This is a genomic window from Afipia massiliensis (assembly GCF_014203115.1).
GTDB classification, from domain to species: domain Bacteria; phylum Pseudomonadota; class Alphaproteobacteria; order Rhizobiales; family Xanthobacteraceae; genus Afipia; species Afipia massiliensis.
This window is the reverse complement of the sequence record NZ_JACHIJ010000010.1, coordinates 1-23995: the sequence shown is the minus strand read 5'-3', so window position 1 is coordinate 23995 and position 23995 is coordinate 1. Positions and strand designations below refer to the sequence as shown.

At 59.7% G+C, this 23995-nt stretch carries 20 protein-coding genes and 7 pseudogenes; 15 read left to right on the top strand and 12 right to left on the bottom strand.

All coding sequences use genetic code 11. From position 1 onward, the window contains the following. Nucleotides 1–66: 66 nt before the first annotated feature. The 5 genes from HNQ36_RS24405 to HNQ36_RS24385 all read right to left on the bottom strand — a co-directional run bounded on the left by HNQ36_RS24405 (nt 67) and on the right by HNQ36_RS24385 (nt 8512). Complete coding sequence (locus tag HNQ36_RS24405) at nt 67–1599, bottom strand: thymidine phosphorylase family protein (protein ID WP_184090140.1); 1533 nt, start codon at nt 1597–1599, stop codon at nt 67–69. Further along, a complete protein-coding gene (locus HNQ36_RS24400) occupies nt 1596–2954 on the bottom strand; it encodes an MBL fold metallo-hydrolase RNA specificity domain-containing protein (protein ID WP_184090137.1) in 1359 nt (452 codons plus the stop codon). The genes HNQ36_RS24405 and HNQ36_RS24400 overlap by 4 nt, the downstream gene beginning before the upstream one ends. A gap of 8 nt (nt 2955–2962) precedes the next feature. After that, the gene (locus tag HNQ36_RS24395; protein WP_430641408.1) at nt 2963–5221 is read right to left on the bottom strand and encodes a phosphoketolase family protein; all 2259 of its coding nucleotides are present in this window, start codon (nt 5219–5221) and stop codon (nt 2963–2965) included. A 107-nt stretch (nt 5222–5328) separates the two neighbouring features. Then, the gene (locus HNQ36_RS24390; RefSeq protein ID WP_184090131.1) at nt 5329–6375 is read right to left on the bottom strand and encodes a ribose-phosphate pyrophosphokinase; all 1047 of its coding nucleotides are present in this window, start codon (nt 6373–6375) and stop codon (nt 5329–5331) included. Between the two features lie 31 nt (nt 6376–6406). Then, the gene (locus HNQ36_RS24385) at nt 6407–8512 is read right to left on the bottom strand and encodes a heavy metal translocating P-type ATPase (RefSeq protein WP_246395521.1); all 2106 of its coding nucleotides are present in this window, start codon (nt 8510–8512) and stop codon (nt 6407–6409) included. A gap of 532 nt (nt 8513–9044) precedes the next feature. Here HNQ36_RS24385 and HNQ36_RS24380 point away from each other — a divergent pair. Together HNQ36_RS24380 and HNQ36_RS24375 are read left to right on the top strand one after the other, a co-directional pair. Continuing rightward, on the top strand, nt 9045–9542 hold the full coding sequence (locus tag HNQ36_RS24380; protein ID WP_184090128.1) for a cytochrome b: 498 nt from the start codon (nt 9045–9047) through the stop codon (nt 9540–9542). A gap of 52 nt (nt 9543–9594) precedes the next feature. Then, nucleotides 9595–10940: pseudogene (locus tag HNQ36_RS24375) on the top strand (IS3 family transposase). A 149-nt stretch (nt 10941–11089) separates the two neighbouring features. Here the strand turns inward: HNQ36_RS24375 and HNQ36_RS24370 are convergent. Further along, nucleotides 11090–11431 (bottom strand): hypothetical protein, encoded by a 342-nt coding sequence (locus HNQ36_RS24370; RefSeq protein ID WP_184090125.1) that lies wholly within the window; start codon nt 11429–11431, stop codon nt 11090–11092. Between the two features lie 116 nt (nt 11432–11547). Between HNQ36_RS24370 and HNQ36_RS24365 the strand changes: the two genes are divergently transcribed. Both HNQ36_RS24365 and HNQ36_RS24360 read left to right on the top strand, forming a co-directional pair. Then, nucleotides 11548–12057, top strand: coding sequence for a hypothetical protein (locus HNQ36_RS24365; protein WP_184090122.1), 510 nt, complete (start codon nt 11548–11550; stop codon nt 12055–12057). 166 nt (nt 12058–12223) lie between these two features. Further along, a complete protein-coding gene (locus HNQ36_RS24360) occupies nt 12224–13015 on the top strand; it encodes a Crp/Fnr family transcriptional regulator (protein WP_246395520.1) in 792 nt (263 codons plus the stop codon). Between the two features lie 319 nt (nt 13016–13334). On the opposite strand, the gene HNQ36_RS24355 is transcribed toward HNQ36_RS24360, so the two are convergent. After that, nucleotides 13335–14369 carry an IS110 family RNA-guided transposase gene (locus HNQ36_RS24355; RefSeq protein ID WP_184090116.1) on the bottom strand — a complete coding sequence of 345 codons (1035 nt, stop codon included), beginning with the start codon at nt 14367–14369 and terminating at the stop codon, nt 13335–13337. Nucleotides 14370–14515: 146 nt separating this feature from the next. Here HNQ36_RS24355 and HNQ36_RS24350 point away from each other — a divergent pair. Further along, nucleotides 14516–14797: pseudogene (locus HNQ36_RS24350) on the top strand (transposase); the annotation flags it as partial. 278 nt (nt 14798–15075) lie between these two features. Then, nucleotides 15076–15303: a hypothetical protein gene (locus HNQ36_RS24345; RefSeq protein WP_184090281.1), complete on the top strand. Its 228-nt coding sequence runs from the start codon at nt 15076–15078 to the stop codon at nt 15301–15303. A gap of 156 nt (nt 15304–15459) precedes the next feature. Here HNQ36_RS24345 and HNQ36_RS24340 read toward each other — a convergent pair whose 3' ends face one another. After that, entirely contained in the window at nt 15460–15852 is a 393-nt protein-coding gene (locus tag HNQ36_RS24340; RefSeq protein ID WP_347340005.1) for a copper-binding protein, read from the bottom strand. A gap of 87 nt (nt 15853–15939) precedes the next feature. After that, entirely contained in the window at nt 15940–16656 is a 717-nt protein-coding gene (locus HNQ36_RS24335) for a copper resistance protein B (protein WP_430641406.1), read from the bottom strand. Nucleotides 16657–17192: 536 nt separating this feature from the next. Between HNQ36_RS24335 and HNQ36_RS24330 the strand changes: the two genes are divergently transcribed. Continuing rightward, nucleotides 17193–17444 carry a hypothetical protein gene (locus HNQ36_RS24330; RefSeq protein WP_184090113.1) on the top strand — a complete coding sequence of 84 codons (252 nt, stop codon included), beginning with the start codon at nt 17193–17195 and terminating at the stop codon, nt 17442–17444. Nucleotides 17445–18712: 1268 nt separating this feature from the next. Here the strand turns inward: HNQ36_RS24330 and HNQ36_RS24325 are convergent. Further along, a pseudogene (locus HNQ36_RS24325) lies at nt 18713–19234 on the bottom strand (IS3 family transposase); the annotation flags it as partial. Nucleotide 19235: 1 nt separating this feature from the next. Further along, nucleotides 19236–19913: a class I SAM-dependent methyltransferase gene (locus HNQ36_RS24320; protein ID WP_184090110.1), complete on the bottom strand. Its 678-nt coding sequence runs from the start codon at nt 19911–19913 to the stop codon at nt 19236–19238. A 151-nt stretch (nt 19914–20064) separates the two neighbouring features. Here HNQ36_RS24320 and HNQ36_RS24315 point away from each other — a divergent pair, with 151 nt between their 5' ends. The 6 genes and pseudogenes from HNQ36_RS24315 to HNQ36_RS24290 all read left to right on the top strand — a co-directional run bounded on the left by HNQ36_RS24315 (nt 20065) and on the right by HNQ36_RS24290 (nt 22156). Next, nucleotides 20065–20457, top strand: a complete 393-nt coding sequence (locus HNQ36_RS24315) for a hypothetical protein (protein WP_184090107.1) — start codon at nt 20065–20067, stop codon at nt 20455–20457. A 170-nt stretch (nt 20458–20627) separates the two neighbouring features. After that, a pseudogene (locus tag HNQ36_RS24310) lies at nt 20628–20984 on the top strand (TolC family outer membrane protein); the annotation flags it as partial. Nucleotides 20985–21112: 128 nt separating this feature from the next. Then, the gene (locus HNQ36_RS24305; protein ID WP_184090278.1) at nt 21113–21319 is read left to right on the top strand and encodes a hypothetical protein; all 207 of its coding nucleotides are present in this window, start codon (nt 21113–21115) and stop codon (nt 21317–21319) included. Continuing rightward, nucleotides 21285–21524 (top strand): hypothetical protein, encoded by a 240-nt coding sequence (locus HNQ36_RS24300; protein WP_347340004.1) that lies wholly within the window; start codon nt 21285–21287, stop codon nt 21522–21524. The genes HNQ36_RS24305 and HNQ36_RS24300 overlap by 35 nt, the downstream gene beginning before the upstream one ends. 48 nt (nt 21525–21572) lie before the next feature. Then, nucleotides 21573–21785, top strand: a pseudogene (locus HNQ36_RS24295) (hypothetical protein); the annotation flags it as partial. Between the two features lie 11 nt (nt 21786–21796). Next, complete coding sequence (locus tag HNQ36_RS24290; RefSeq protein WP_184090102.1) at nt 21797–22156, top strand: carboxymuconolactone decarboxylase family protein; 360 nt, start codon at nt 21797–21799, stop codon at nt 22154–22156. 341 nt (nt 22157–22497) lie between these two features. On the opposite strand, the gene HNQ36_RS26685 is transcribed toward HNQ36_RS24290, so the two are convergent. Further along, the gene (locus tag HNQ36_RS26685) at nt 22498–22863 is read right to left on the bottom strand and encodes a 2Fe-2S iron-sulfur cluster-binding protein (protein ID WP_210312197.1); all 366 of its coding nucleotides are present in this window, start codon (nt 22861–22863) and stop codon (nt 22498–22500) included. Nucleotides 22864–22926: 63 nt separating this feature from the next. Between HNQ36_RS26685 and HNQ36_RS24280 the strand changes: the two are divergent. Continuing rightward, nucleotides 22927–23226: pseudogene (locus HNQ36_RS24280) on the top strand (transposase); the annotation flags it as partial. A 224-nt stretch (nt 23227–23450) separates the two neighbouring features. Beyond that, nucleotides 23451–23995, top strand: a pseudogene (locus HNQ36_RS24275) (CoA-binding protein); the annotation flags it as partial.

Here is a 23995-nt window from a genome sequence, read left to right as displayed (position 1 = left end):
AATGATCCCAAAGCGCTGCCGCGACGTGGGCGAGAACGATACGATTGAACCCGCCCCATGATCGCCTCATGGTTCGACCTTGACGATATCGTCGGCCCGGGAAGCATATTCGAGAGCATAGGCGAGTTCGCCGCGCGTCTCGGCATGGACATGAAGCATTGGCTGGCCCTTATCAATCTCGTGGCCCAGCCGCACGTTCATGCGAACGCCGGCAGCCTTGGCCTCGGGCGCTCCGGCGAGTTTGGCGAGCCGGGCGAGCTTTCGGTTGTCGATATGGACGATACGTCCTGCATGCGGCGCCACAACCGGATGGACGTTGGACGCAGTCGGGGGTGTACGCATCCCGCCCTGCGCCTCACAGATGGCCTCGAACTTCGCCCAGGCCCGCCCTTCGGCGAGCGTTTCGAGCGCCAACCGAGTCCCTTCACCCCTTCGGGCTTTCCCGCCGATTTCGAGCGCTGCGCCCGCAAGCGTCGCCGCGCGCCTCCTGAGGTCGTCCGGCGCACCACTGGCATTTTGAAGAACAGCCAGGACGTCGAAAGCCTCGAGGGCCGGCCCGATGCCCCGGCCGACCGGCTGCGAACCATCGGTCTGGAGACATGTCGCGGTCAGGCCGAAGCGCGCCGCGACCGCGCCGATGCGCTCGGCAAGGTGACTGGCGACCTCCTCGCTGCGGACTTTTGCGGTCGCGCCGACGGGAATGTCGATCACCACATGGGTCGAGCCAGCGGAAATTTTCTTCGACAGCACGGACGCGATGAGCTGGCCTTCCGTATCGACGTCGAGCTCGCGCTCGACGCGCAAGAAAATGTCGTCGGCGGGACTAAGATGCACCGCGCCACCCCAGGCGATGCAGCCACCTTCGGCCTCCACCACACGCCTGAGTGTCGCAATGTCGAGGTCGACCGGAGCAAGCGTCTCCATCGTGTCGGCCGTGCCTGCCGGCGATGTTATCGCGCGCGAAGAGGTCTTGGGCATGATAAGGCCATGCGACGCGACGATCGCGACAACGATCGGCGTGGTGCGATTGCCCGGCAGGCCGCCGATGCAGTGCTTGTCGACGACGATCGGGGCATCCCAGCGCATACGGTCGCCGACCTCGACCATCGCACCGGTCAGGTCGGCGGTCTCCTCTTCATCCAGAGGCAGCGCAGCGCTCGCCGTCAGGAAAGCGGCAAGATGCACGTCGGTGTATCGGCCGGCGACGACGTCATTGACGATCGCCGCAAAGGCGGATGCGTCGAGGCGGTTGCCGTAGATACGTCGGCGGACGCTTGCCAACGATTCGATCGCGGGGGCATGTGTGACTTTGACGGCCTCGCCGTCTGCAACGCCGAGGATGGTCCAGGCGGTCTCCGAAAGCGCGATCTCGTCGAGTCCGATCAATTCGCCGCCCTCTATTTGAAAGAGGGTTGCCTGCACCTCCCGATTGCCCGTCGAAACGAGGACCTGCGAGCGCGCGGCAAGACCCTCCGAACGACAGACATGGCAGTCTGTGCGCATGATGACCACTGCCTGATGCTGGGTGTGGAGGCCAAGACGCTTGGCGCGGAGCGTCGGTTGTGCGACTGCGTCGGTCGGCTCCTGGACTGGGATCATAGATCGAACGCCTGATCCTGACGGGGAACGGTCGCGTTCCATCCGAGATCCTTGTCGATGCGAACGCGCAGCGCCTCAGCCGCTTCGGGCTCGCCATGCACGATGAAGACACGCGAGGGTCCGTGACGGAAGCCCGAGAGCCAGCGTATCAGCTCGTTGGCGTCGGCATGAGCCGAGAGCATCGCCAGATCGTCAACCTCCGCCCGAACGGGAATCCATTCGCCGTGGATCCTGATCTCCCTAGCACCCTGTAACATCGCTCGCCCTCGCGTCCCGGCGGCTTGGAAACCGGAGAACAGGACCGTGTTTTTGTGATCAGGCGCGAATGCCTTCAGATGATGGAGCACGCGGCCGCCGGTCGCCATGCCGCTCGCCGAGATCACCACCTTGGGATAGCGGCTGGTGGTGATCGCCTTGGAACTTTCGACGTCTCTCGTGTAAGTCGCGATTCCGCAGATCGCGCCGCAGACTTCCGGCGTGAGGCGGTGATCAGCACGGTGCGCATGAAGCAAGTCGGTCGCGTCGATCGCCATGGGGCTGTCAAGATAGATCGGAATGTTCAACTGCCTGCCGGCGGTCTTCAGTTTCCACAGATGATAGAGCAGCGACTGTGCGCGGCCGACGGCGAAGGCTGGGATAACGACGGTGCCGCCGCGGTGGACTGTGCGCTCGATCACCGCGCCGAGAACCTCGGTGGTGTCGCCCGGTTCGTGAATGCGATTGCCGTAGGTGGATTCGATGACAATGAAGTCGGCTTCCGAAACTGGCTCGGGATCGGGCATCACCGGATCGTCGTAGCGTCCGAGATCGCCGGAGAAGGCAACGCGGCGGCCGGCCCATTCGATGTCGGCGGTTGCGGCGCCCAGGATGTGCCCGGCATGACGGAATGTTAGCATCGCGCCGCCCGGGAGCTGAACGATCTCACCGAAGGGAACGGGCGAAAAGAACTCAAGCGCCCGTTCCGCATCGCGCACGCCGTAGAGCGGCAAGGCCGGCTTATGTTTCGAGAATTCCTTGCGGTTGGCGTATTCTGCATCCTTCTCCTGAAGATAACCGCTGTCCTTGAGGATCAGTTCGGCCACGTCGCGGGTGGCCGCGGTGGCGAAGATGCGGCCGCGAAAGCCGTCGCGCACCAGCTTCGGCAGATAGCCGGAATGGTCGAGATGGGCGTGGGTCAAGACGACGGCATCGATGCTGGAAGGCTCGACCGGCAATGGTGCCCAGTTCAGCTCGCGCAAGTTCTTCAGGCCCTGGAATAGGCCGCAGTCGATCAGAATGTGCTTTCCGCCGTGAGAGAGAAGATGTTTCGAGCCGGTAACGGTTCCTGCACCGCCGAGTGAGGTGAGTGTGAGCATGATGGCTTTCAGATCGAGGGTTGGAAAAGGTCGGCCGGGTCGCCCCGTCCGTCGATGGCGTCGCGTTCGGCGGGCGTGAGCAATTCGTCGCGCGACCAACCGGCAAGCGGGGCCGCTGCATCGATCAGATGGGCCCAGGAGCAGCGATTGGCGAACAGCATGCCGGCGGCATCGAGCGTGCCGCCGCGGCTGATGTAACCACGCGCGACCGTCCGTGTTGGCCCGCCGTCCAGCCGGCGCAACAGGCCGAGCATCGGCTCGGGCCGCGTATGGGTGACGATCACGCGGGGAAGCTGCGGGGGAAACAACGCGGCAAGATCCTTGTCGCTCGCAGTGAAGGCGGCCTCAATCGAATCGCGCGGCGCACGGAAGCGACCCGGCTCCGCCATTGCCGTCACAAGGGCTTTGAGGCCACGCGCCGAGAGGCGTCGCGACGCCTTGAGCGCCTCCTCAAGCTGATAGGCTCCAATCGCCACCAGTTGCAGGTCGGCTTCGTCGGGATTGCCGTCGATATGTGCCGCGCCCAAGATCACGAACCGGCCTACTGCCGCGCCATCGAGCCGGTGCGGCATGTCGCGCTTCGACACGATGAGGCAGGCTACCTGGCCACGCCCTTCGTAGACCGAACGGAGCGCCGCCATGGCGCTGTTGGCATCCACCGGAAACAGAACCCGGGCGGTGTCCGACATTTCGCCGAGCAATGCCTCACTGATCGTCGGATCCTGGTGCGACTGCTCGTTCTTGGAGTTCTCCCAAGTATGGGAGGTTACGACGAGGGGGACCGAAATCCAGCCGGGTTCCTGGCCGAGCTCGCGCTGCCGCCGGGCGAAGACGATCTCCTGGCGCAGACCTCCGAGCATCTTCATGGCGAAAGCTTCGTAGCTGACAATCAGGTTGATCCCGCCCTTGTTGGCAAGCGCCGCACCCGCCACTGCTTCCTCGTTCAGCGCGGTGATGACGGCCCCGTTCACCGCCTCCGCTACGCCGGGTTCCGACGTGTTGACGCGATGCCGCAATCGATCGAGGGTCGCGCCCATGTGGTTGGAGCGCAACTCGTCGGGGTTGCCGACCCGTGGCCGCAAGCCCGGATTGGCGTCGACGACACGCACGAACCAGCGATCGAGCGCGTGCATGGCGCAATCGGGCGGCTCGCCCGCGCGAGTCCATTCGGGGCCGGGAAGCCGAGGTGGTGGCGGCCGGCGGATCGCCAGTGGATGCCTGCTTTCGGGCGGTCGATTTTGCTGGTTGTGGATGGCAAACGTGCTCACTGCGCGACCGATCTCTTCGGGTGACACAAAGAGCGTGGCACAAGCCTCGTTGAACGCGCGTCGCGCCCCTTCGTTTCGGGACGGATTTCCATCGATCGGGAGGTTGTGCGCGGCATTGGTGCCAGCGCCCGGAAAGCCGAACCCCTTGACCGTCTCGGCGATCACATAGGGAATGGGCGCGGGATAGCTGTGGTCGGCATCGGCGGCGAAGCGTTCAAGACGCTCCTCGGCCGTAAGGATCGCCAAGGCGAAGGCGGCCGGGTCGCGGCCGTCTATAGCAAAGGGATCGAAGCTGTTGTGGCGAAGATGGGCCGCGAGCCAGCCAGAACCGCCCTGCTGGGCGATCTGTGCGCGCTCCTCGATGCGGCGTCCGTTGAGGATCATGATGGGAATCGTAAGGCCGGAATCCTCAGCCCGCCACCAGCGGGGCGTCCAGTCGGAGCCGCGCTGCTCCTCGAAAGCACCGTCGCTCAGGAAGGCAACGAGAGTTTCTCCCGGAAGCGGCATGTGGACATATTGTACCTCCGCGAAGCCAAGATAGCCGCCCTCGGAGATCGCGCCGGCCGTGTTGGGACCGGCATGGCTCCCGAGCGGGACTGCGGCGCTGCCCTTCGCATCGATCGCATAGGAATAGAAGTCGGCGGCGAGCTGAGAGAGACCCTTCTCGGTCCGGTCGTAGCGGCCTTTCTGCGCCAGTGAGACGTCGCCGGTCAGCGCATTGACAGCTTCGATCGCGGCGACGCAGTGACCTTGGCCCATCAGCCAAGAGCGGGTCGTTGCGGTGATCGTGTTGGCAGCGAGATAGCCGACGAAGGCCGGAACCATATTGAGCGAGCCGCCAGTATGGCCTTCGGGCGCTGGTTTGAAGGCGTCGGCCGGCAATGGGGTGCCGGATAGATCGACCCGGCGGGCATAGGTCATATGGACGACGGTCCACATCGCTGCGGAGGTCAGCCGGTCGGCGGCGGCGAGCAGCCGGTAGAGCCTGTCGGGCACCATGTGTCCCGAGGCTGCGAGTGCTGCAACACGCTGGACCGTCTCGGCGCTGTGCTTGATGGGTCCGTAGCCCTTCCGCCAGATCGCGAATGCGTCCGATGTCGTTTCACTCATGTTGCGCTATCACCTTTTCCTTGTCGTGGGGTCCGTCTCTGTGTTGAACCGACGCCGCTTGTCCAGGGTGGCGGATCGCTGGCTGGAAAGGAGTCGATGCCTGCGCGTTCGACTTTATCGAGCGGTTCGGGCGGCCGCCTGTGCCGGACAAGATACTCCGAAACCTTCTCGGCGGCCGAGATGGACGTGGCGATCAGGGGCGCGAGACGGATGGCGTTGCTCACATGTTGGACGGAATCACTCGAAACGATCCTGTCGGCGACGGCCAACAAGCGCTCATAGGAATCCTCGGCGAAGACTCCATGGACGACGACGCAGACGGGCCGCGAGAATCCTTGGAGGGGGAGCTTGCGGGCGGCTTCAATGAGCGTGTGGCCGGAGGACGCGATGTCGTCGACGAGGACCGGCCGGAGGCCGCTCCATTGCAAGAGATCAGGGAGTTCGACGTCGACGCTGCGGTCGCCGTGCCTAATCTTGTGTAGGACGGCATGGGGAGCACCAATGCGCTCTGCAATGGCCGAAACCCACTGCTCGCTTTCTTCGTCCGGCCCGATGACGAGAGGCTTCTCCACCTCCGCCGCGATCCAGTCGGCGAGAAGCGGCGCGGCATGAAGCGTCTCTGTTGGGATCGTGTAGAGCGCGGAAAGAGCGGGATAGCGGTGGAGGTGCGGGTCGACCGTCACCAGTCGGTCGAAGGTCGAGGACACGAGGCGGGCGAAGGTCTTTGACGTCACCGCTTCGCCAGTCAGAAAGCGACGATCTTGCCGCATATAGGCGAGGTAAGGCGCGACGAGCGTGACCTCGCGCGCGCCGAGCGACCGGGCCGCATCGGCTGCGAAGACGAGACGCAGAAACCCGTCGTCCGGTCGTGCCTGTGTGCAGACAAGATCGACGCGTCGGTCCGCGACATCGGACAGAATCCGCACATAGGTTTCGCCGTCAGGAAAGCGGCGCGTCTCGATCTCACCAAGCTCCCATCCTCCGGTTTCTGCCAGATGACGGGCGAAGGTCTCATTTCCGGGTAAGGGCAGAATCAGGCGCATGAACGCATGCTCGTTTGATCCGACGACGCCTTCATTTGTGCTGCCTGTAGAAACGCAGGAACTGCGCGTTGATGGCGACGATGACGGTGCTGGCCGACATGAAGACGGCGGCGACGGCCGGGGTCATGAGGAAACCGGTTCCGAAGGTGATGCCGGCCGCCATCGGGATGGCAATTGCGTTGTAACCGGTCGCCCAGATCAGGTTCTGCACCATCTTGCGATAGGTGGCGCGTGACAGGCCGAGGATCGCGGCCACATCGCGCGGATCGCTCCTGACCAGAACGACGTCGGCCGATTCCACCGCCACGTCGGTGCCGGCGCCGATGGCGATCCCGAGATCGGCCACGACTAGCGCCGGTGCGTCATTCACGCCGTCGCCAACCATGGCAACCTGCAGTCCGCGCGCCTGCAGTTCCTTGATCTTCTCGGACTTCTGATCCGGCAGCACCTCGGCGAAATACTCAGCTATGCCCAGTTCCTCCGAAACTGCTTGCGCGACCCCCTTGGCATCGCCAGTGAGCATCACGGAGTTGATCCCGAGCGCCTTCAATTCGGCGATGGCCTCCTTCGATTCCGGCCGAACGATATCGGCCAGCGCGAACAACGCGCGCGGCTCGCCATCGCGGACGAGGACGACCACCGTCTTGCCCTGAGCCTCCAGCTGCTTGAGCCGCTCGTGGCCGATCGCCTTGCCCTGCCTTGCGAGGTGGCCGGGGCTGACAATACGGATGTCCTGACCATCGACCTTTGCGACGATGCCCTCTCCGGTGATGTTGCTGACGTCGCTCGCCTTCGGGACGGTCAAGTTGCGATCCCTGGCCTCGGCGACGATGCCGTGGGCGATCGGATGCTCGGACTGGCTCTCGGCCGCTGCGGCCAAAGCGAGTTCTTCGTTCTCGTCACCGCTGGCGAGCAGCACGATGTCGCTCACGCCGAAGCGGCCTTCCGTCAGCGTTCCGGTCTTGTCGAAGACCACTGCGTTCAGATTGCGCGCGCGTTCAAAGGCTGCGCGGTCACGGATTAGAAGTCCGTTTCCGGCGCTGAGCGAGGTGCTGACGGCGACAACGAGCGGAACGGCAAGCCCAAGCGCATGCGGGCAGGCGACGACCATCACCGTCACCATACGCTCGAGCGCGAATTCAAGCGACGCGCCGAGAACGAGCCACCAGACGAAGAGCGTACCGAAGCCGACGGCGAGAGCGATGTAGGTGAGCCATGAGGCAGCGCGGTTGGCGATGTCCTGCGTCCTGGATCGCGTCGCCTGCGCCTTCTTCACGAGGTCGATGACCTGTGCGAGATAAGTGGTATTGCCGGTGGCCGTCACCTCGATGGTCACGGCGTTGGCGCCGTTGATCGCGCCGCCGATGGCGGTGGCGCCGACCGTCTTCGAGACCGGGCGGGATTCGCCGGTCAGCATCGCCTCGTTGAAGCCGGACGCCCCCTCGATGATCTTCCCGTCCACGGGCACTTTGGCGCCCGGGCGGACGAGAACCCGATCCCCCGGCTGCAATGCGGAGATGGGGACCTCGCGCATAGAGCCGTCAGCGCCGATTTTCGTCGCGCTGTCGGGCAGCAGCCGCACCAACTCTTCGAGCGCGCGTGACGCACCCATGACCGATCGCATCTCGATCCAGTGGCCAAGGAGCATGATGGCGACCAGCGTCACCAGTTCCCAGTAGAAGGCTTCTCCCGGAAAGCCAAACGTGGTCGCGGCCGAGAAGAAATAGGCGGCCGAGATCGCGAGCGCGATCAGCATCATCATTCCGGGCTGCCCCTTGCGCAGCTCGGATAGGAAGCCGGTGAGGAACGGCCAGCCGCCATAAACATAGACGATCGTTGAAAGAGCGAAGAGAATCAGCCCGTCTCCCGCAAAGGTGAGCGTCTCAGCAACGCCAAGCCAGTGCTGGATCATCGGCGACAGAAGCAGGACGGGTGGCGTAAGGACAAGCGTGACCCAGAACCGTTTGCGGAAGTCAGCGACCATTGCGGAATGGTCATGGCCGCCGTGCCCGGCATGTTCGGAATGGCTGGAGCCGGCCGCCGCCACGATCTGAGCACCTGTATGGTCGTCTTGCCGCCGGCCGCTGGCATGACCGTCGGGGTTATGGTTGTGGGCATGTGGCCCGTCGGAGGTCATTCTACGCAATCCTGCTGTTTAGTGCGGCCTCCGGGAGACCAGGGTGCTCATGGAATACTCGACGAAGTTTGGCCTATGCACCAGAGATGTGAGCGCCATTTCATGCTGAATCTGTTGGTCGCCGGTTCCCCGAAGCATGTCTTTGATCGAGGTTAAGTTTGCCGATGGCCCAACACGTCCTAGGCAAGGTCGACACTAACGCTGGAATACCTCGCCGGTGCAACGCTTGCGGGCGCCGTGGTGGGGCTTGCGGCGTCCGTAATTCTAACGTCGCGCGCTGATCCCGCAGCGGTTCGGGTCGCCTCCATCGCACTGGCGGTGTTGATACTTCGCACCGTGTTCTCGAGGCGAGCCAGGCAGGAGACCCAAGCGGAATCTATGAGCCATGCCGCAGCTCAGTCCGAGGCGGCGTGCTGTCCGCTGCCCGCCTAAGCAGCAAATCGGGGCTGCGATCTTTGTTCCGTGCGACGTTACCGCTCCCGGAGTTCTGGAAGCGGTTGCAGGCTCGGATAGCGTTGTCGGGAGGCTTCATATGCATCTTAAAAGCACAGCTCAGAGCTACAGCACGGTCACCAAGATTCTGCATTGGTTGATGGCTGTTCTTGTCGTGACTTGTTGGATGCTTGGCTTTTTGACGGACGATGTGCTGAAAGCATCGAGCCGCACCGTCACTCTATTGGTTCACATCGCGGTAGGATTGGCGCTGTTTGATGTTCTCGTGCTGCGAGCGCTCTGGCGCGCCATGTCTTCGCCGCCTCCGGCCGAGCGCCCGGTATTTGGGATATGGCCCAGGGTGGGCAGATTGATGCACTATGTGCTGTACGCGATGCTTCTGATGGTGCCAGTCACCGGCATCCTGCTTCAATTTTCCTTCGGTAAGGGCCTGCCGCTTTACGGTGTTACCGAAATTCCCTCACCTCTAGCGTTCAATGCCACGCTCGCAATTAATATGATGGAGGTGCATGAACTGTCCGCTCACTCGCTGATGATACTGGCGGTGTTCCCCGTCAGCACCATTGAGACAAATTGAGGGACTTCACGAAAGGAGGATTTCTGGTTCATCGTAGCCGCAAGGAGCGCAGATGAAACAGAAATCCGGGCCGGGTAAAGCGCCGGCAGAACAAGTGCTGAAGGACATTCGGCGTCAGACCCGTCGGCAGTACTCGGCGGAAGAGAAGATCCGCATCGTGCTGGAAGGACTGCGCGGCGAGGAGAATATCTCGGAGCTCTGTCGTCGCGAGGGCATTGCCGCCTCAATGTATTATGGCTGGTCCAAGGAATTCCTCGAGGCGGGCAAGCGTCGGCTGGCCGGTGATACGGCGCGTGCGGCGACGTCCGGTGAGGTGAAGGATCTTCGCCGAGAGGCCGCAGCGCTGAAGGAGGTCGTGGCCAACCTCACCCTGGAGAACCGCCTGCTTAAAAAAAAAGCATGAGCGGGGATGGGGAGGACGAGGCATGAGATATCCCGCGTCCGAGAAGGCCGAGATCATCCAGCTGGTCGAGCAATCGCATCTGCCGGCCAAGCGCACGCTGGACAAGCTCGGGATCCCGCGTGCCACATTCTATCGATGGTATGATCGCTACTGCGAGGGCGGCGATGAAGCGCTGGCCGACCATCGGTCTCGACCGGATCGCGTCTGGAATCGCATCCCCGATGGTGTGCGCCGCCAGATCATCGATCTGGCGCTGGAGGTTCCTGAGCTATCGCCGCGCGAACTGGCCGTGCGCTTTACCGACGAGAGAAAGTATTTTGTCTCTGAGGCCTCGGTCTACCGCCTGCTGAAGGCGCACGACCTGATCACCAGCCCGGCCTATGTGGTGATCAAGGCGGCGAACGAGTTCAAGGACAAGACCACCGCTATCAACCAGCTCTGGCAGACGGACTTCACCTACCTGAAGATCACCGGCTGGGGATGGTACTATCTCTCTACAGTGCTCGATGACTTCTCGCGCTACATCGTGGCCTGGAAGCTTTGTCCCACTATGTGTGCCTCCGACGTCACGGCCACGCTCGACCTCGCGGCCTCGGGCCTTGACCAGATCACCGTCACGCAGCGGCCCCGGCTTCTGAGCGACAATGGATCGAGTTACGTCGCGGACGATCTGGCCAAGTGGCTCGAACACAAGGGCATGGAGCACGTGCGCGGGGCACCGTATCATCCTCAGACTCAGGGGAAGATCGAGCTGGCACCAGACCCTGAAGAACCGCATCCTGCTCGACAACTACTACCTGCCTGGCGATCTCGAACGGCAGATCGATGCCTTCGTCGCGCACTATAACCACGTCCGCTATCACGAGAGCATCGACAACCTCACTCCGGCTGACGTCTACTTCGGGAGAGCTGAGACGATCCTCGCAGAACGCAAACGCATCAAGCGTGCCACCATCGCAAACCGTCGCTTGCCGCATCAGCTGAAGGCAGCTTAAACTCTAACCCCTGATGAGCCAGAGCCTCCCTTCTCGAAATGCCTGATCAGTCTCAAATTATCTGACGACGGACATGTAGCTGCGACGAGGGTTCGCCATATATGCATTTCACTATAAATGCATCAAGACTCGCGACGAGAGCCAGCCCATCAAGCCTTTGGCAAACCGGAAAATGAGGTCACAAGCTCATCGACGGTACAATTACAAGCGCCGAGGCGAACGTCGATACCCGCTGCATGTAGCCGCTGTTTTTCGGGCTTATTGATGAATCCGAAGATCACTCGCCTAGGCTTCAATTCCAGAATGAGGTCACACATCGATTCGGCGTCCAAGTGCTTCCGTGGACGAAATTCTTTCGAGCCATTGACCGCATCAATGAGCAAGACACCGTCACACTTTTCGAAAAATGGACACAGCAGCGATATGAATCCGGGATTCATCACCAGTACAGCAATCTGCGCGACCGATCGGCCGGATGCTGTGTCTGCCACTGGTTACCTGCGTGCGGTCAACATTCCTTAAAAATAGGCAATACCCGAACTTCTAACCTTAATCTCGATCAGACATCCAACTTTTATGATCCTAAGATTTCTGTAGTCGGCGCGAATTGATTCAGATCAAGCGGCTGTGCGCCAGTCTCGATTATTGGTATTATATTAGTATTGTTACCCGGAAACTCGACGAGCGCGGCATGTTTGCTTTGCCAACGCCAAATCGGCCCGACAACGCAAACTCGTTTTTTGAGTGCGGTGGTGTCGTGTTGAACTGGGCTGCGCTTGTTGCGGTGATTTTGATCCTGTTCACGTTTGGGACAATCGCGCCATCGCATGCGTGTCAAGATCGCAACAACCCCGCACCGCATGCTACGCAGGCCACGACCAAATTGATCGCAAAGCAATCCACTGTAGCAGCTTCGGTCGCCAAGCCTGCTATCATGACCGTCGCCTGTTATGATGACAAGTCAGGCCATCACTACGGTTTTGGGGCAGGCTCGTGCTGTCCTGGCTGTACAGCGGGTATGATTTCTGCGGGCTGGTCCGCGGCTCAGAATCTCATTTTGAAATTGGATTTTCCACCTCCGCAAACGTACCTGTCTTTGATTCAATCAGACAGTTAGTTTCGACCTCCCCGAACCACTCTCTGATCAAGCTCTCGATCGAACACGCCATCGCCATTTTTCGCGACCGAGCGGCGTTTGATCGGAGACAATTTACGTCGCGGGTTTCGGTTCTCGAGCCCGCCCTTGATGAGATATGTGTACTCAGCCTTCGGGAGTCGTGAAAATGTTAAATTCCATGAGTGTGGCGAGAAAGATCCCCTCAAATCGTCAGACCGGTCCGCTGCATGGGGATGATTTTGATCCTGACCGCGCCGCGGTCGGGTTGCGTATAGCCGACCGTTACAGGTTGGCCGATCGTCAGGTCAAAGCCGGTTGCGATCTATTCCGCATCGGCGAGGAAGGCGATGCGATCTACAGCCTCATCAACGGGTGGGTTGCCCTCTATAGTTTGATGGAGGATGGTCGCCGGCAAATTTTCCAGTTCGCCCTGCCAGGAGCCGTGCTGGCCTTTATGCCTACACAGGGTTCAGTGATGAACTATAGCGCGCAGGCTCTCACCGACGCGACCGTCGGCATCATTCCGCATTCGAATCTTGGACGTCTTGCTATGAACAATCCTGAGATCGGAATGCAGCTTGCGGGTCTCATCTCACAAGATCGTAGCTTCGCCTACGACCATTTGTCCAGTATGGGCCGACGTTCCGCACGAGAGCGAGTGGCATACTTGCTCCTCGAGCTGTTCATTCGATGTCGGCTGCGTTGGCCCGGACATCGCAGTGAGGAAATGTATCTGCCGTTGACCCAGGAGCACATTGGTGACGCGACGGGTCTCACCCACGTTCATGTTAATCGGGTGTTGCGAGATTTACGAAAGGACGGGGTGGCCGAATTCCACTATCGACGCCTTCGTATCCTGAATCCAGACAGACTCATTGATGTTGCCGGAATCGATCCGCGTGTCGCTCTGGCATGGATCGATAGTGATTCGTCAAATGCCCAGCGCTTGCTGTTCTAGCCTCACCCATTCATATCCTGCGATGTTGGATAGCGTCGCATCGTCGGCAGCTGATGATCTGCCCCCTTTGAAGTTCTCTAATCGCGCTCGTCAATAACTTTTCTTCCATGATTGGGCGTTCTCGCCGGGCTCAGAGTTCTCTCCGCGGTCGATGGTCTGCATGCCGCATGTTGGCGTCGGATGGTGGATCGGCCGAAGTGGTCCACGTGGTCATCATGGAAGTTCGGTGATGCCACATTCAAAGGGACGGCCTGATCTGCGCCATGCGTCCCGGCGGGGACGCGCCGTTGGAAGCGTTGTCAGGGCAGCATGGATCTGATCATGCGGCCGTAGCGCTCCAACAGAACTGTGTGTTTGTCTTCCACATTGCGTGGAGAATGACGGCGAGCTTCCGTGCCACAGCGACACGCGCTTTCTTGAAGCCGGCAACCTTGGCGAGCTTGAGGCCCCAGGCCTTGAGGGTCGAGAAGGCCTTGGTTCTTGTCAGTAACGTCGTGGCGGCCTCATAGAGATGCTTCCGCGTCATCTGGTTTCCGTGTTTGGAGATCCGCCCATTCCGGCTGACTTCGCCTGACTCGTAGCGGCGCGGCGTCAATCCGAGATAAGCGCCTGCGCTCGATGATCGCTTGAAGCGCTCGGCATCATCGAAGACCGACGCAACCGAGAGAGCTGTGATCGCACCAACACCCGGAGCTGTCATAAACAAGCGTGCTGTCGGATTTTTTTTGGCAATCATCAATACCTGGCGATCGAAAACCTTGAGGCGATCGAGGATGGCCATTCGAGCCTGCATGAGCGTCTCGACAATGACGCGCATTGGCGCTGAAGCGTCGAGTTCACCCGCGACGATCTCTTCGGCCCGCAAGGCAAAGCCCCCGCAGGCTTTGCCAAACAGCACACCGAAGGTGCGCAAGAGCCCGCGGATTTCGTTCTCCAGCTTGACGCGGGTCCGAACGAGAACCTCACGAGCGGCCAACAACGATCGAACCTCGTAGCTATCTCGAGACTTGATCCGGACGTGCTTGAACCAGCCTGTGCGAACGATCTGGGCGAGCCCAGCGGCATCATTCCGATCGGTCTTGTTCGGCCGCATCTTCAAGGCAGCATGGGCGTGCCGAGCATCCATGCACACGATTGGAACGCCCCGATCGTGTAATTCATTCCATAGCCATACAGCCAGCGGACCAGTCTCCATCCCGACACGAACCAGATCGGGCGCGTTCTTCGACAACCAGGAATTGATTGTCTCCGGACAAGTCGCAATCTTCTTCTCGGCCGTGATCCGTCCCGTCTCATCGACGACGCAGACAGCTGTTAATTCCTGCGAGACATCAAGTGCGGCATACTTCGTCATGGCAGCTCCCCTTCATTTGCGGGCAAAGACCGATCCTTCGACACGATCAGTCTGGGGAGCTGCCGCTCAAGTGTCGAGTGGTGCCACCCGCGATTACGCTAAGTGGTCCTCCCTGAAGTATGTTTTTCGGATGGAGGATAAGATCGATGGCAAGGAAGAGGCATACGGCTGAAGAGATCGTTGCGAAGCTGCGGCAGGTTGATGTGCTGATGGCACAGGGCCGGCAGGTAGCAGATGCAGTCCGAGCGATAGGCGTGACGGAAGTAACGTACTATCGATGGCGAAACGAGTACGGTGGCCTGAAGGGCGATCAGGTGAAGCGACTCAAAGAGCTGGAGATTGAGAACAATCGTCTTCGGCGAGCGGTGTCGGATCTGACGCTGGACAAGCTGATCCTGGCGGAGGCTGCAAAGGGAAACTGCTTCTCTATTCGGGGCGCATGATGCAAGCTCCTTTTTGGAGCATCCTCGGTGCCAGAGATCATCCTGCGAGGCTCTTGCTTCTCTCCGAGGTCGGCGTGTTGCCGCCTCATGATGGGATCAGAAGGATCGGGCGGAGCCATCTAAGCCGCGCGGTCGAAAGTGCGCCGCACGAGTTTCCTCGGTCGGGGGGAATGTCCGGCACTTCGTCCGGCGGCATGGGAGGCGGCTGCTGCATGGGATCCATGGGGCAGACGCCGGGAGGCAGCGCGCGAGGAGGCGCCGGCATGTCGATGCAAACCAATCTTCCCGGGTTTCCCGGTGCATCGCACATCTATCACGTGGGCGCGACCGGATTCTATCTCGAATATGCCGATAAACTTGGCCTCTCCACACAGCAGAGGACGAGCCTTAATGAGGCCGAAGCGGACCAGGCGGAGGAAATCGGTGCTGATAAACGGATCCTTGCGCGATCGCCGTCAACGTGTCTTCGGTGCAGCGCGTTTTTCAATTGAGCGTGGCGTACCAGCCGCCCAGTGGTTTTCAGCGGCGCCGGCGGCGACTCTCCTGCAGCAGTGCCACGGGATCAAGCTGCTCCTGCAAGCTCGAAATTTCGTGCGCACCTCCTCCGGCGTTCCGACAGGTCCCGACCAGTGATTTTTCGATCGCGACTAACGCGCTTTGCGGATGTCTGTAATCATCACAGCGTTTCTCAGCCGAGCTGCTTCGAATTCCACCATGTCTCCGGGCCGCAGCCCTTTCAGCATGCGAGGGTTCGTGACGTGGAAGGGCATTTCCATTGCCGGCATCCTGATGCTACCATCAGCGCTTTTCATGTCCTCGGTCAGGATGGTGACCGAAGCCGCACCGGGGCCCCTATCGATAGCCTGGACCTGCCCCCTCGCAGACACGTGTCCCGATGGAGAAACAAGCTGTTTGTGTTCCCGATCGAGCTTGTCCATCCACTCGCTTGGCGTTGGTGTAAGTATCTGGGCAACTGCAAGGTCAAAAAAAATCGCAAGGCCGAATACTATCGCGGCAGAAACGGTTGCTGCTTGGCGCACGATATCTCCTCCTAGTTTATCTGTGCCGACGTATGGACGATATACCCCAGGCGGGGAAGCCGAAATATGCAATCAGGTTGCCGCACACTATAGCGTGTCCACGTCTATCTTGCACGCAGCTAGTCCCGGTCTACCAGAACAGAGGTACGCCGGCGACGGACGACACGCTGGATACTGCCTCGCCGTTATTTCTGGCAATCGTCGCCGTCTGGCCGACCTTGCGGTCCCAATTGACGCCCACATATGGCGCCACGTTGCGCGTAAACTCGTAGCGCACGCGTGCGTCCAGCTCGAAATCCGTAATTCCGGCGCCGAGCGCCAGATCAGGTACCGATTGCGCCTGCAGCTCACGTCGATACGCGGTTGCAGGATCAGCCGGTTAGTGATCAAAAGATAATGGAACGCAGTAATCGAAGCAGAAAGCTCGCCCTTCTGGCTGATGTAGGCATCCGCGTCGATCTCGATGAAGCCCGGTGCGAGGCCCTCCAAGCCGATGACGGCGTAGGTCCGGTGCGATTTTTTGGAGAAGTCCTGGCGAACGCCGAACGGGGCATCAAAGTAATAGCTGATCAGGCGTGAATAGAGGACCTGAAACTGGCCCTCCTCAGTCGTCCTGGTCTTCCCGTTGTAAAACCCCTCGGACTTGAAGAAGAGCTTGTCGTAGTCGGTGCCGACGAACGCCACCATGTCCCAGCGGGCACTTGCGCCGGTATTTGGACCGCCCCATTCGAGCTTGTCGAAGCGCAGGCGCTGAAAGGCTGCTGATCGGGGAAGTGGAGGGCGCTGGGGCTGCGCAGGTACCACCACGGCGTTCCTTGTAGTCCCGGCGTCGGGAGCACGCCTCGGTGTATGCCATCATATTTCTGCACAACACGTCTTCGCAGAAGCACATACCCAATCTCTATCGCCGGTGAGGTAGCTAAGAAAGGCTGGCACTGGGCGAATTAGGCCGCTCCCAATTTTAAGACGAGCCGCTAATTAGCGCGGGATTCGGGGCTTCATCAGATACTCGGCGGCCGCAATAGCCGCCACGGCAACTGCAAATCCGGACCCACCGCGGTGTTGATCCGAGGTTCATCAAAAGCTCCGTCTTATCAAATTGTGAAACTGTTCCCATGGCTCGCGCCGGACCATTTTTTTGGTCAACAGGTCCATGCGGTCGATGACGGCCTTCTACCACGATACTAGAAACTTCGAAGAACAAACCTACCGTAACTGCCTCGCCTAGCGAATGGCTCTTGCCGCGTCTCCCTCACGCTCGGCTGTCTTGACGCAGATCAATGTATTCGATCGATGCGCTCATAGTTTGATCATCAAATGAAGAGTTGAGGAGGGTTGCTATGCGCGTTTTTCTCATGTCAGTAATGTCGGCAGTCGTCATCGCCATTGGTTCGATGCTCATTCTCGATCAGGGGGTACAGCGCAACGCCGATCAAGCCTTCGGTGCATCGACGAGCGTCCGCCTTCCCAGCCACGGAAATACCCATAATCTGGTCGGACGCGATTGGTATTCGGCGAAAGAGCATGGATGGGGCGACGAGAACCCGACTTCCAATTCGCCACTCTCGGCACCGCCGGTGGCCTCGAAATAATACGGCGCGCTAAACACTATGGAAATGGCTGCCGGCTCGAACCGGTCGATGCAAAGCGGACGTCGAGGGTGGATGGTCGAGGGTGGATGTTGGATTTGGCTATCGTCTTTTGGCTGGACCTAGCTCAAAATTCCTCATGACGGATTGGACCAACTGAACGCTCAAATGGCCACCGTGAGAGAATGTCGCTATCGGTGGTTGTGCCTCCCCGCAACCACTTTCATTATTACTCGCTCACCGTCCCGGTCTAACGACCGGGACATAATTAGATTTTTCTTAAGAACGCGGAGCGGACGGCTCGTTAAGTGGGCCGGTGCTGACCACCACGCCTGATCGGCGTTATTCAATGACATGTTCGGCCACCGCCGCTTGGTCAGCACCAACACTCATTGACTACGAATCTTGGGGCCGGTGTTCGAATCTCTTCGGGCACACCAAAACCACGCTGCTCTAGGACGTTGTACGATACGGGCTCTGTATCAAAGGCCAGCCGCCGCCTGCTCTTCGCCGCTTTCCCCTTCGCGTGAAAGGCATCTTTCTCTGCATGGTATTTGACTGCCCGTTCGCCTTTTGGGCGTTAAGCGCCATTTTTTATGGAACGGTTCTATGAAGTCATATTTGCTTAACGTCTTGACCGCCCGCTTATCGAGCCGCTCATTGTTGCCTTTGGCGATACTGCGGAGTGCGGAAACTGCGGTGTCAGAAAAAAAAGTCGGCGCCGTAGAACCCTACTCGAGGACGCGTGCGCCGGTATTCGCCTATCGAGGCTCGAGAGATCATCGCCGAATTCCACGCTATGGTCCGTCGCCAAGCCGCCGCCGAGCTGTCACTCTGGATCGAGCGCCCTGGCGCAAGTCTCGTCGCGTCGTTCGCCCGCGGCGATGAAGCGGCTGTTCGGGCGGCAGTCACCTTGCCCTGGTCGAACGGACAAACATCGTCGATCCGTCCAGCCGACGCATCATTCATACGTTCGACTAACGAAGGGATCTTGGGAGCGAGTCTCCGATCCCTGGCCCGCGCTTCGGAGTTCGGATCACTGGCGCGGGTGTAGATAATGTTCGGGTCTTCCACCTGGATCAGAAGCTCGTGTTGAGGACGGTGAGGGCCGCAATCGGCGTACCCTGTGTTTGCTATGGACGAGATCCTTTCCTTTACTCGTGGAAGCCGCCTGGTTCGACCATGCAACTTGACGAGCGTCATGCTGCGAGAGCATGCTGGCGTACAGAGAGACTTTGACTGTCTTCTCTATTTCCTTCCGCTCTTAGGACGTTGTCTGAACGTATGTGCGCAGGGATGCCCCGCGAGACGAACAGCTCGCAGAGTGCCTCGATGACGTCGGTGGCCTTGAGCTTCCGTGCGACACGGATGGCCAGGCTCTCACGGCTGAACTCGTCGATGATGCACAACATCCGGAACGCCTTGCCATCGTGGGTGCGGTCAGCGACGAAGTCATAGGACTAGACATGGTTGGGCCGCTCCGGCCGCAGACGGATGCACGAGCCGTCGTTGAGCCGCAGACGCCCGCGTTTAGGCTGTTTGGCAGGGACCTTCAGCCCCTCACACCGCCAGATCCGCTCAACACGCTTCTTGTTCACCGTCCAGCCGGCTCTGCGAAGCAACGCCGTAATCCGGCGATATCCGTAGCGGCCATATTGGCGGGCAAGTTCAATGATATCGGCAGTTAAAGCTGCCTCGTCATCAGGTGTCGTTGGAATCTTGCGCTGTGTCGATCGGTGCTGACCTAGAGCCCGGCATGCCCGTCTCTCGGATATGCCAAGCTCGGTCATCACATCACAGTTTCCTGGCTCTAATGACGGATATGCGTCCAATCCCTACAGACTGCGACGATTGTCGGCGTATGCCGACAAAGCCGGCCTTAACAAGAAAATCCGTCCAGCTTCCGTTCAGATGTGGCGTTGCGGCAGCCGGCCCAGAGATGCGCTCAGTGAATTTGAGTATTCTGTGCTCGTTGGAATTTGTCGGCTTATCGTAGTCTGCCACATGTAAAGTGCCGCCGCGTCGCAGAATCCTTCGCAATTCGTTTGCAAGGCGATACTTTTCATCGGGCGAGCGATCATGGAAAGTAAGTACGCTCACGGCCTTATCGAAAGAGCCGGCGCCGAACGAAAATCGATCGCCAGTCGTCTCGGCCAAGACCTGAACATTCTCGATGTGACGGCGCGTGATGTCCCGCACCGCTTTCGCGACGCTACTCGGGTCAGGGTCCAAGGCGACAAAGGTCGTGCTTGGAAAACGCAATGCGAGCATAATCGCCATTGACCCGCTACCTGTGCCGAAATCAAGAATGCGGTCGTCCGCCCGAGGCGCAAGAGAATCGATAACCGCTTCCTGCCAGGATCGATCGCTCATCATGACGTCGAAAAAGCCTTCGTAGAGAAGTCTGGCAAAACCAAGCCGTATTCGGTTGGAAACACGCTCCAATCCTACCAATGCCTGCGGCGGTGACATGTTTTGCCGTCCAATGCAGATCAATCACAAGCTAAGCCAAAACACTAATCGGGAATTAAAGGCTGCAAGTTGAGCCAGCTCAACGATCTGCGAGATTCTTGGGTCATAAGGGAGAAACTTGAGGATACCGCCAGCACGTATGAATGGGCGGGTGAGTAAAACGACGATGCGCCTCTCTCGAACCATCTTGGCCCTGGTGACCGCGCTGTCGGTGGCAATGCTGCCGATGGCGGGAGCCGCCATTTCCGGCTCGATGGCGCACGGCCTGGCTGAGGTCGCATCGCAAGAAATGGCAGCTGTGGCTTCCGACGTGCCGGAAGCCCTGGACGACTGCTGTGCGGACCAGACCAAGGCCAACCCTTGCGACCAGCCGAGCGATCAGTGCCCGCTGGCCTTCTGCGCGTCGCAGTCGGGTGCCATGGCTGATATCGCCAGTTTTCCTTTTGATTTCCCGATCGTGGCGGGAAATCCGCTCCCCATTCCGGTGGATCAGGTCGTCGCTTTGCATAGCGGCAGTCCGCCGTTCCCTCCTCCGCGCGTCTGATCTTCTCTCGCGTGCTGCCGACGCGCAGGCCGTTTGCGCTCGCGTGTGGCGACAATTCCGCGCGCTTTCGATTCGGTTCCGAAGCCGTGGAGAGACCAGACCCATGAGGAGAAGATCCAATGATTTCAAAGTTCACGCGCGTTGTGGCGTTCGCCACGGTGGTGAGTCTCGCAGGCTCCGCAGCATTCGGGGCAGCAACCAACGAAGGAACCAAGATTGCGCTCACGGCTGCCGAGTCGGAGGTGCGAGCCGCCGGGATCGCTTTGCGAGGTGTGCAGCGTGAAGCACAGGCCGGCCAGCGCACGACGGTCGATGTCTTGAACGCACAACAGGATCTGACCAACGGACGCGCGCGCCAAATTCTGGCTCAGCGTGACCGGGTGATCGCGTCCTACACGCTGCTGAGCGCGACGGGCCGGCTCGATGTTCGGACACTGCGCCTCGATACGCCTGATTATCTGCCGGAGGTGCATTACCACCAGGTGCGTGACGCTTGGCATGGCCTGCGAACGCCCTCGGGACAGTGAATTCCTTGAGACCACCAACTGAGATGCAGGACGACCAAGTTAGCGAGTTCCACGATTTTTCGACACCAAGGCGCCGGTGTCTGTAACCAAACCAGGTAGACCGGCAAAATTAACGATATGACGCACGCATGACGATCAGCGAAATCGAACTGAAGGCGCTGATGCTTTCAAGCCTGGATGGCGACCTGACTTCGTACCGCGCGCTGCTTGAGCGATTGAGCCGCCGGGCTTATTACAAAGGCAAACTTGCGGGAATTGGGAAAGGCGCGGCAGAGGCTGAAGGATCTGGTTCAGGAAGCGGTGTTGGCGATCAACATCAAGCTACATACCTATGACCCTGCGGGGCCGCTTTCGCCATGGGTGCATGCTGTTGCGCGCTACAAGTTGATCGATTTCCTGCGTCGAAGCCGCAGGTCGCTCGCTGATGTGCCTATCGATGAGGCCGATCAGATCATGGCACATGACGACAACGTACATACGACGTCAGACGGCTCTTGCAGCGGCTGCCGAAAAACATGCGATGCGCTATCGAGGCGGTAAAATTGGACGGACACAGCATAGCTGAAGCAGCAGCGATGTGGTGCTGGGGAAGCCGGGGCCGTGCGCCTCAAGCCCATTCTGCTTACCGCTCTGGCGGCCATGATCGGTGCCGCGACCATTCTTCTCGATCCGATCTTTCAAGGATTGGCGATTTCGCTGCTGTTCGGTCTGGCGTCGTCGACGCTCCTGACGGTGCTCGTGATTCCAGCTATCTACATCGCGTTTCGTGAACTCTCATCGCAGCCATCATCCAGCAAGTAAGGAAATCTCAAATGGAAAAGAACTATTCCGAAATCACCAAGCGCATTTCCGCTGACTTGAGGAAATTGCGCAAGGATATACCCGATACCATGCAGGCGTTTTCGGCGCTCGCGCAGGCCGCCACGCGCGATGGCGCATTGGACAAAAAGACGAAGGAATTGATCGCGCTTGCGATCGGCGTGGCGGCCCGTTGCGATGGCTGCATCGGCTTCCATACCGAGGCCTTGGTTAGACTAGGCGCCACCCGCCAGGAAGTGGAAGAGACTCTCGGTATGGCCGTCTATATGGGAGGTGGTCCGTCGCTGATGTACGCCGCCGATGCCATCTCCGCCTATGAACAGTTCGAGAAGGAACTGACCGTTGCAGCCTGATAAAACAGCGCACCACAATTCGGCAAAGCTGAAGTGAACAAGATTTCGAGTGTCCAAGGCACCCTTGTAGATGGGTCTGCTGACGAGATCCGCGCATGGTCATGCATTTGCGCGGGATTGTCTCGAAACGCGCCGCCTTTGCGTACCGCCAAGTTGCTCGGTGTAGTGTAGACGATTTGCCCGCTGACTTGATCTAGCGCATGTCGACAAGGGTAAATTCGGGATGCACGAAGGTGTAATACGAATAGACTTTGCCAGAACTCGACGTCCCCGTGCGCTGGGTCATGCCGCCCCCACAATGAGAGCAGGTGGCCTGACCGGTCAGCAGGAGGCGATCCTCATCACAGGTTAAGCACGATGCGAGTCCCCGTGGCGCGGGATACGCAAGGAAGCATGTACTTTCCGCAAGCGTGCTCATCCGCCGAAAGGAAGGCGTCACGATGATCCGCCTTGCCTTTGAGAATCTCCGTCATGCATGTCCCGCAAATTCCGTGTCGGCACGACACGTCGATAGGAATGCCGGAATCATGCAGGACATCGACAATTGATTGCCCAAATGGGACGACAATCTCGATGTTGCGCTTCGCGAGGGCAACCGTGAATTGCTCGTCGGTAGGATTGTGCAGATTCTGTGGAGGAGAGAAAAACTCCTGATGAATGCTCGCAGAAGGCCATCTCCGAGACGCAACATCCGTCACGCATTCCATGAATACGTAAGGGCCGCACATATAGAGGTGCGCGTTACGGAACGCGGCAAGTCCCAGACTGTTCGTTGCGACAATGGCCCGGAGTTTGCCGGCAAAATGCTGGATCAACGGGCGCATCTTAGCGGCGTGGAGATCGACTTCTCCAGATCTGGAAAGCCAATGGACAACGCATTTTGTGAAGCCTTCAACGGTCGTCTGCGCGCAGAATGTCTCAACGCATCGTGGTTCCTGTCGATGGCTGACGTCATCGATCGTCTCGAAGAATGGAGGTGCCATTACAACAACGACAGACTCCACACCTCGCTCGGCAACTTGACCCCAAATGAGTTCGCACGACAAACTCAAACAGCCCGAGAAATTGCCTGGCCACGCATGGGGACAAATGCTGCGGACGAGAAGAGTCTGCCCGATGCGCCGGGCGACTACGTTCGTCACTGATCCGGCGATACCCGCGAAGTCGTCGACCGAAGCCCGATTTCTCATCGGCCCGAGACCGTGTCGGCTTATCTTGTCGCGCCAGGAACACATTGCGCGGGATAATCGTGTGGCTTCATTTGAGGCCGCGATTTGCCGGATATCAAAGCCTGATGGCGACGTACCGCCTGAAAAACTTGCTTTCGCCGCGTTCGGTCGCGCTCATCGGAGCCAGCCCGCGCCATGGCTCGGTCGGCCGCGCCATTCTCAATGATATTCGCAAAGCCCAGGTTCAAAGGCGAATTCGGCCTCGTCAATCCGAGCTATCCCGAGATCGACGGCGTCACGGCCGCCGACAGTATCGGAAAATTGGATTTTGCGCCGGAACTGGTCGTCATCACCGCTCCGGCACGCTCGATCCCCTGACTCATCGATGAAGCCGGCCGTATGGGCGCGGTCATTGTCAGTGCCGGGCTCGGTCACGGACCGGGTTCGCTGGCGGATGCGGCGGAGCGGGCGGCGCAAAAATACGGTATGCGGCTGATCGGACCGAATTGTCTGGGCATCATGATGCCCGGCGTCAGTCTCAACGCGAGCTTTTCCGCGCATATGCCGGCTGCGGAAGCGCGCCCTTGCGGGATTGTGATGGGCTTGTATTCTTCCCGCTTCGCGGGTGGTGTCGATGTGCGAAGCCAGCGTACCGCGATCGAACGGCTGC

Bases quoted from the DNA above. Each gene is read 5' to 3' on its own strand.
- HNQ36_RS24400 (WP_184090137.1), bottom strand. From the start codon at position 2,954: ATGCTCACACTCACCTCACTCGGCGGTGCAGGAACCGTTACCGGCTCG.
- HNQ36_RS24395 (WP_430641408.1), bottom strand. From the start codon at position 5,221: ATGGTGCCCGACAGGCTCTACCGGCTGCTCGCCGCCGCCGACCGGCTG.
- HNQ36_RS24290 (WP_184090102.1), top strand. From the start codon at position 21,797: ATGGAAAAGAACTATTCCGAAATCACCAAGCGCATTTCCGCTGACTTG.
- HNQ36_RS24380 (WP_184090128.1), top strand. From the start codon at position 9,045: ATGCATCTTAAAAGCACAGCTCAGAGCTACAGCACGGTCACCAAGATT.
- HNQ36_RS24360 (WP_246395520.1), top strand. From the start codon at position 12,224: ATGTTAAATTCCATGAGTGTGGCGAGAAAGATCCCCTCAAATCGTCAG.
- HNQ36_RS24405 (WP_184090140.1), bottom strand. From the start codon at position 1,599: ATGATCCCAGTCCAGGAGCCGACCGACGCAGTCGCACAACCGACGCTC.
- HNQ36_RS24385 (WP_246395521.1), bottom strand. From the start codon at position 8,512: ATGACCTCCGACGGGCCACATGCCCACAACCATAACCCCGACGGTCAT.
- HNQ36_RS24355 (WP_184090116.1), bottom strand. From the start codon at position 14,369: ATGACGAAGTATGCCGCACTTGATGTCTCGCAGGAATTAACAGCTGTC.
- HNQ36_RS24320 (WP_184090110.1), bottom strand. From the start codon at position 19,913: ATGTCACCGCCGCAGGCATTGGTAGGATTGGAGCGTGTTTCCAACCGA.
- HNQ36_RS24305 (WP_184090278.1), top strand. From the start codon at position 21,113: ATGACGATCAGCGAAATCGAACTGAAGGCGCTGATGCTTTCAAGCCTG.
- HNQ36_RS24390 (WP_184090131.1), bottom strand. From the start codon at position 6,375: ATGCGCCTGATTCTGCCCTTACCCGGAAATGAGACCTTCGCCCGTCAT.
- HNQ36_RS26685 (WP_210312197.1), bottom strand. From the start codon at position 22,863: ATGGAATGCGTGACGGATGTTGCGTCTCGGAGATGGCCTTCTGCGAGC.
- HNQ36_RS24345 (WP_184090281.1), top strand. From the start codon at position 15,076: ATGTCGATGCAAACCAATCTTCCCGGGTTTCCCGGTGCATCGCACATC.
- HNQ36_RS24330 (WP_184090113.1), top strand. From the start codon at position 17,193: ATGCGCGTTTTTCTCATGTCAGTAATGTCGGCAGTCGTCATCGCCATT.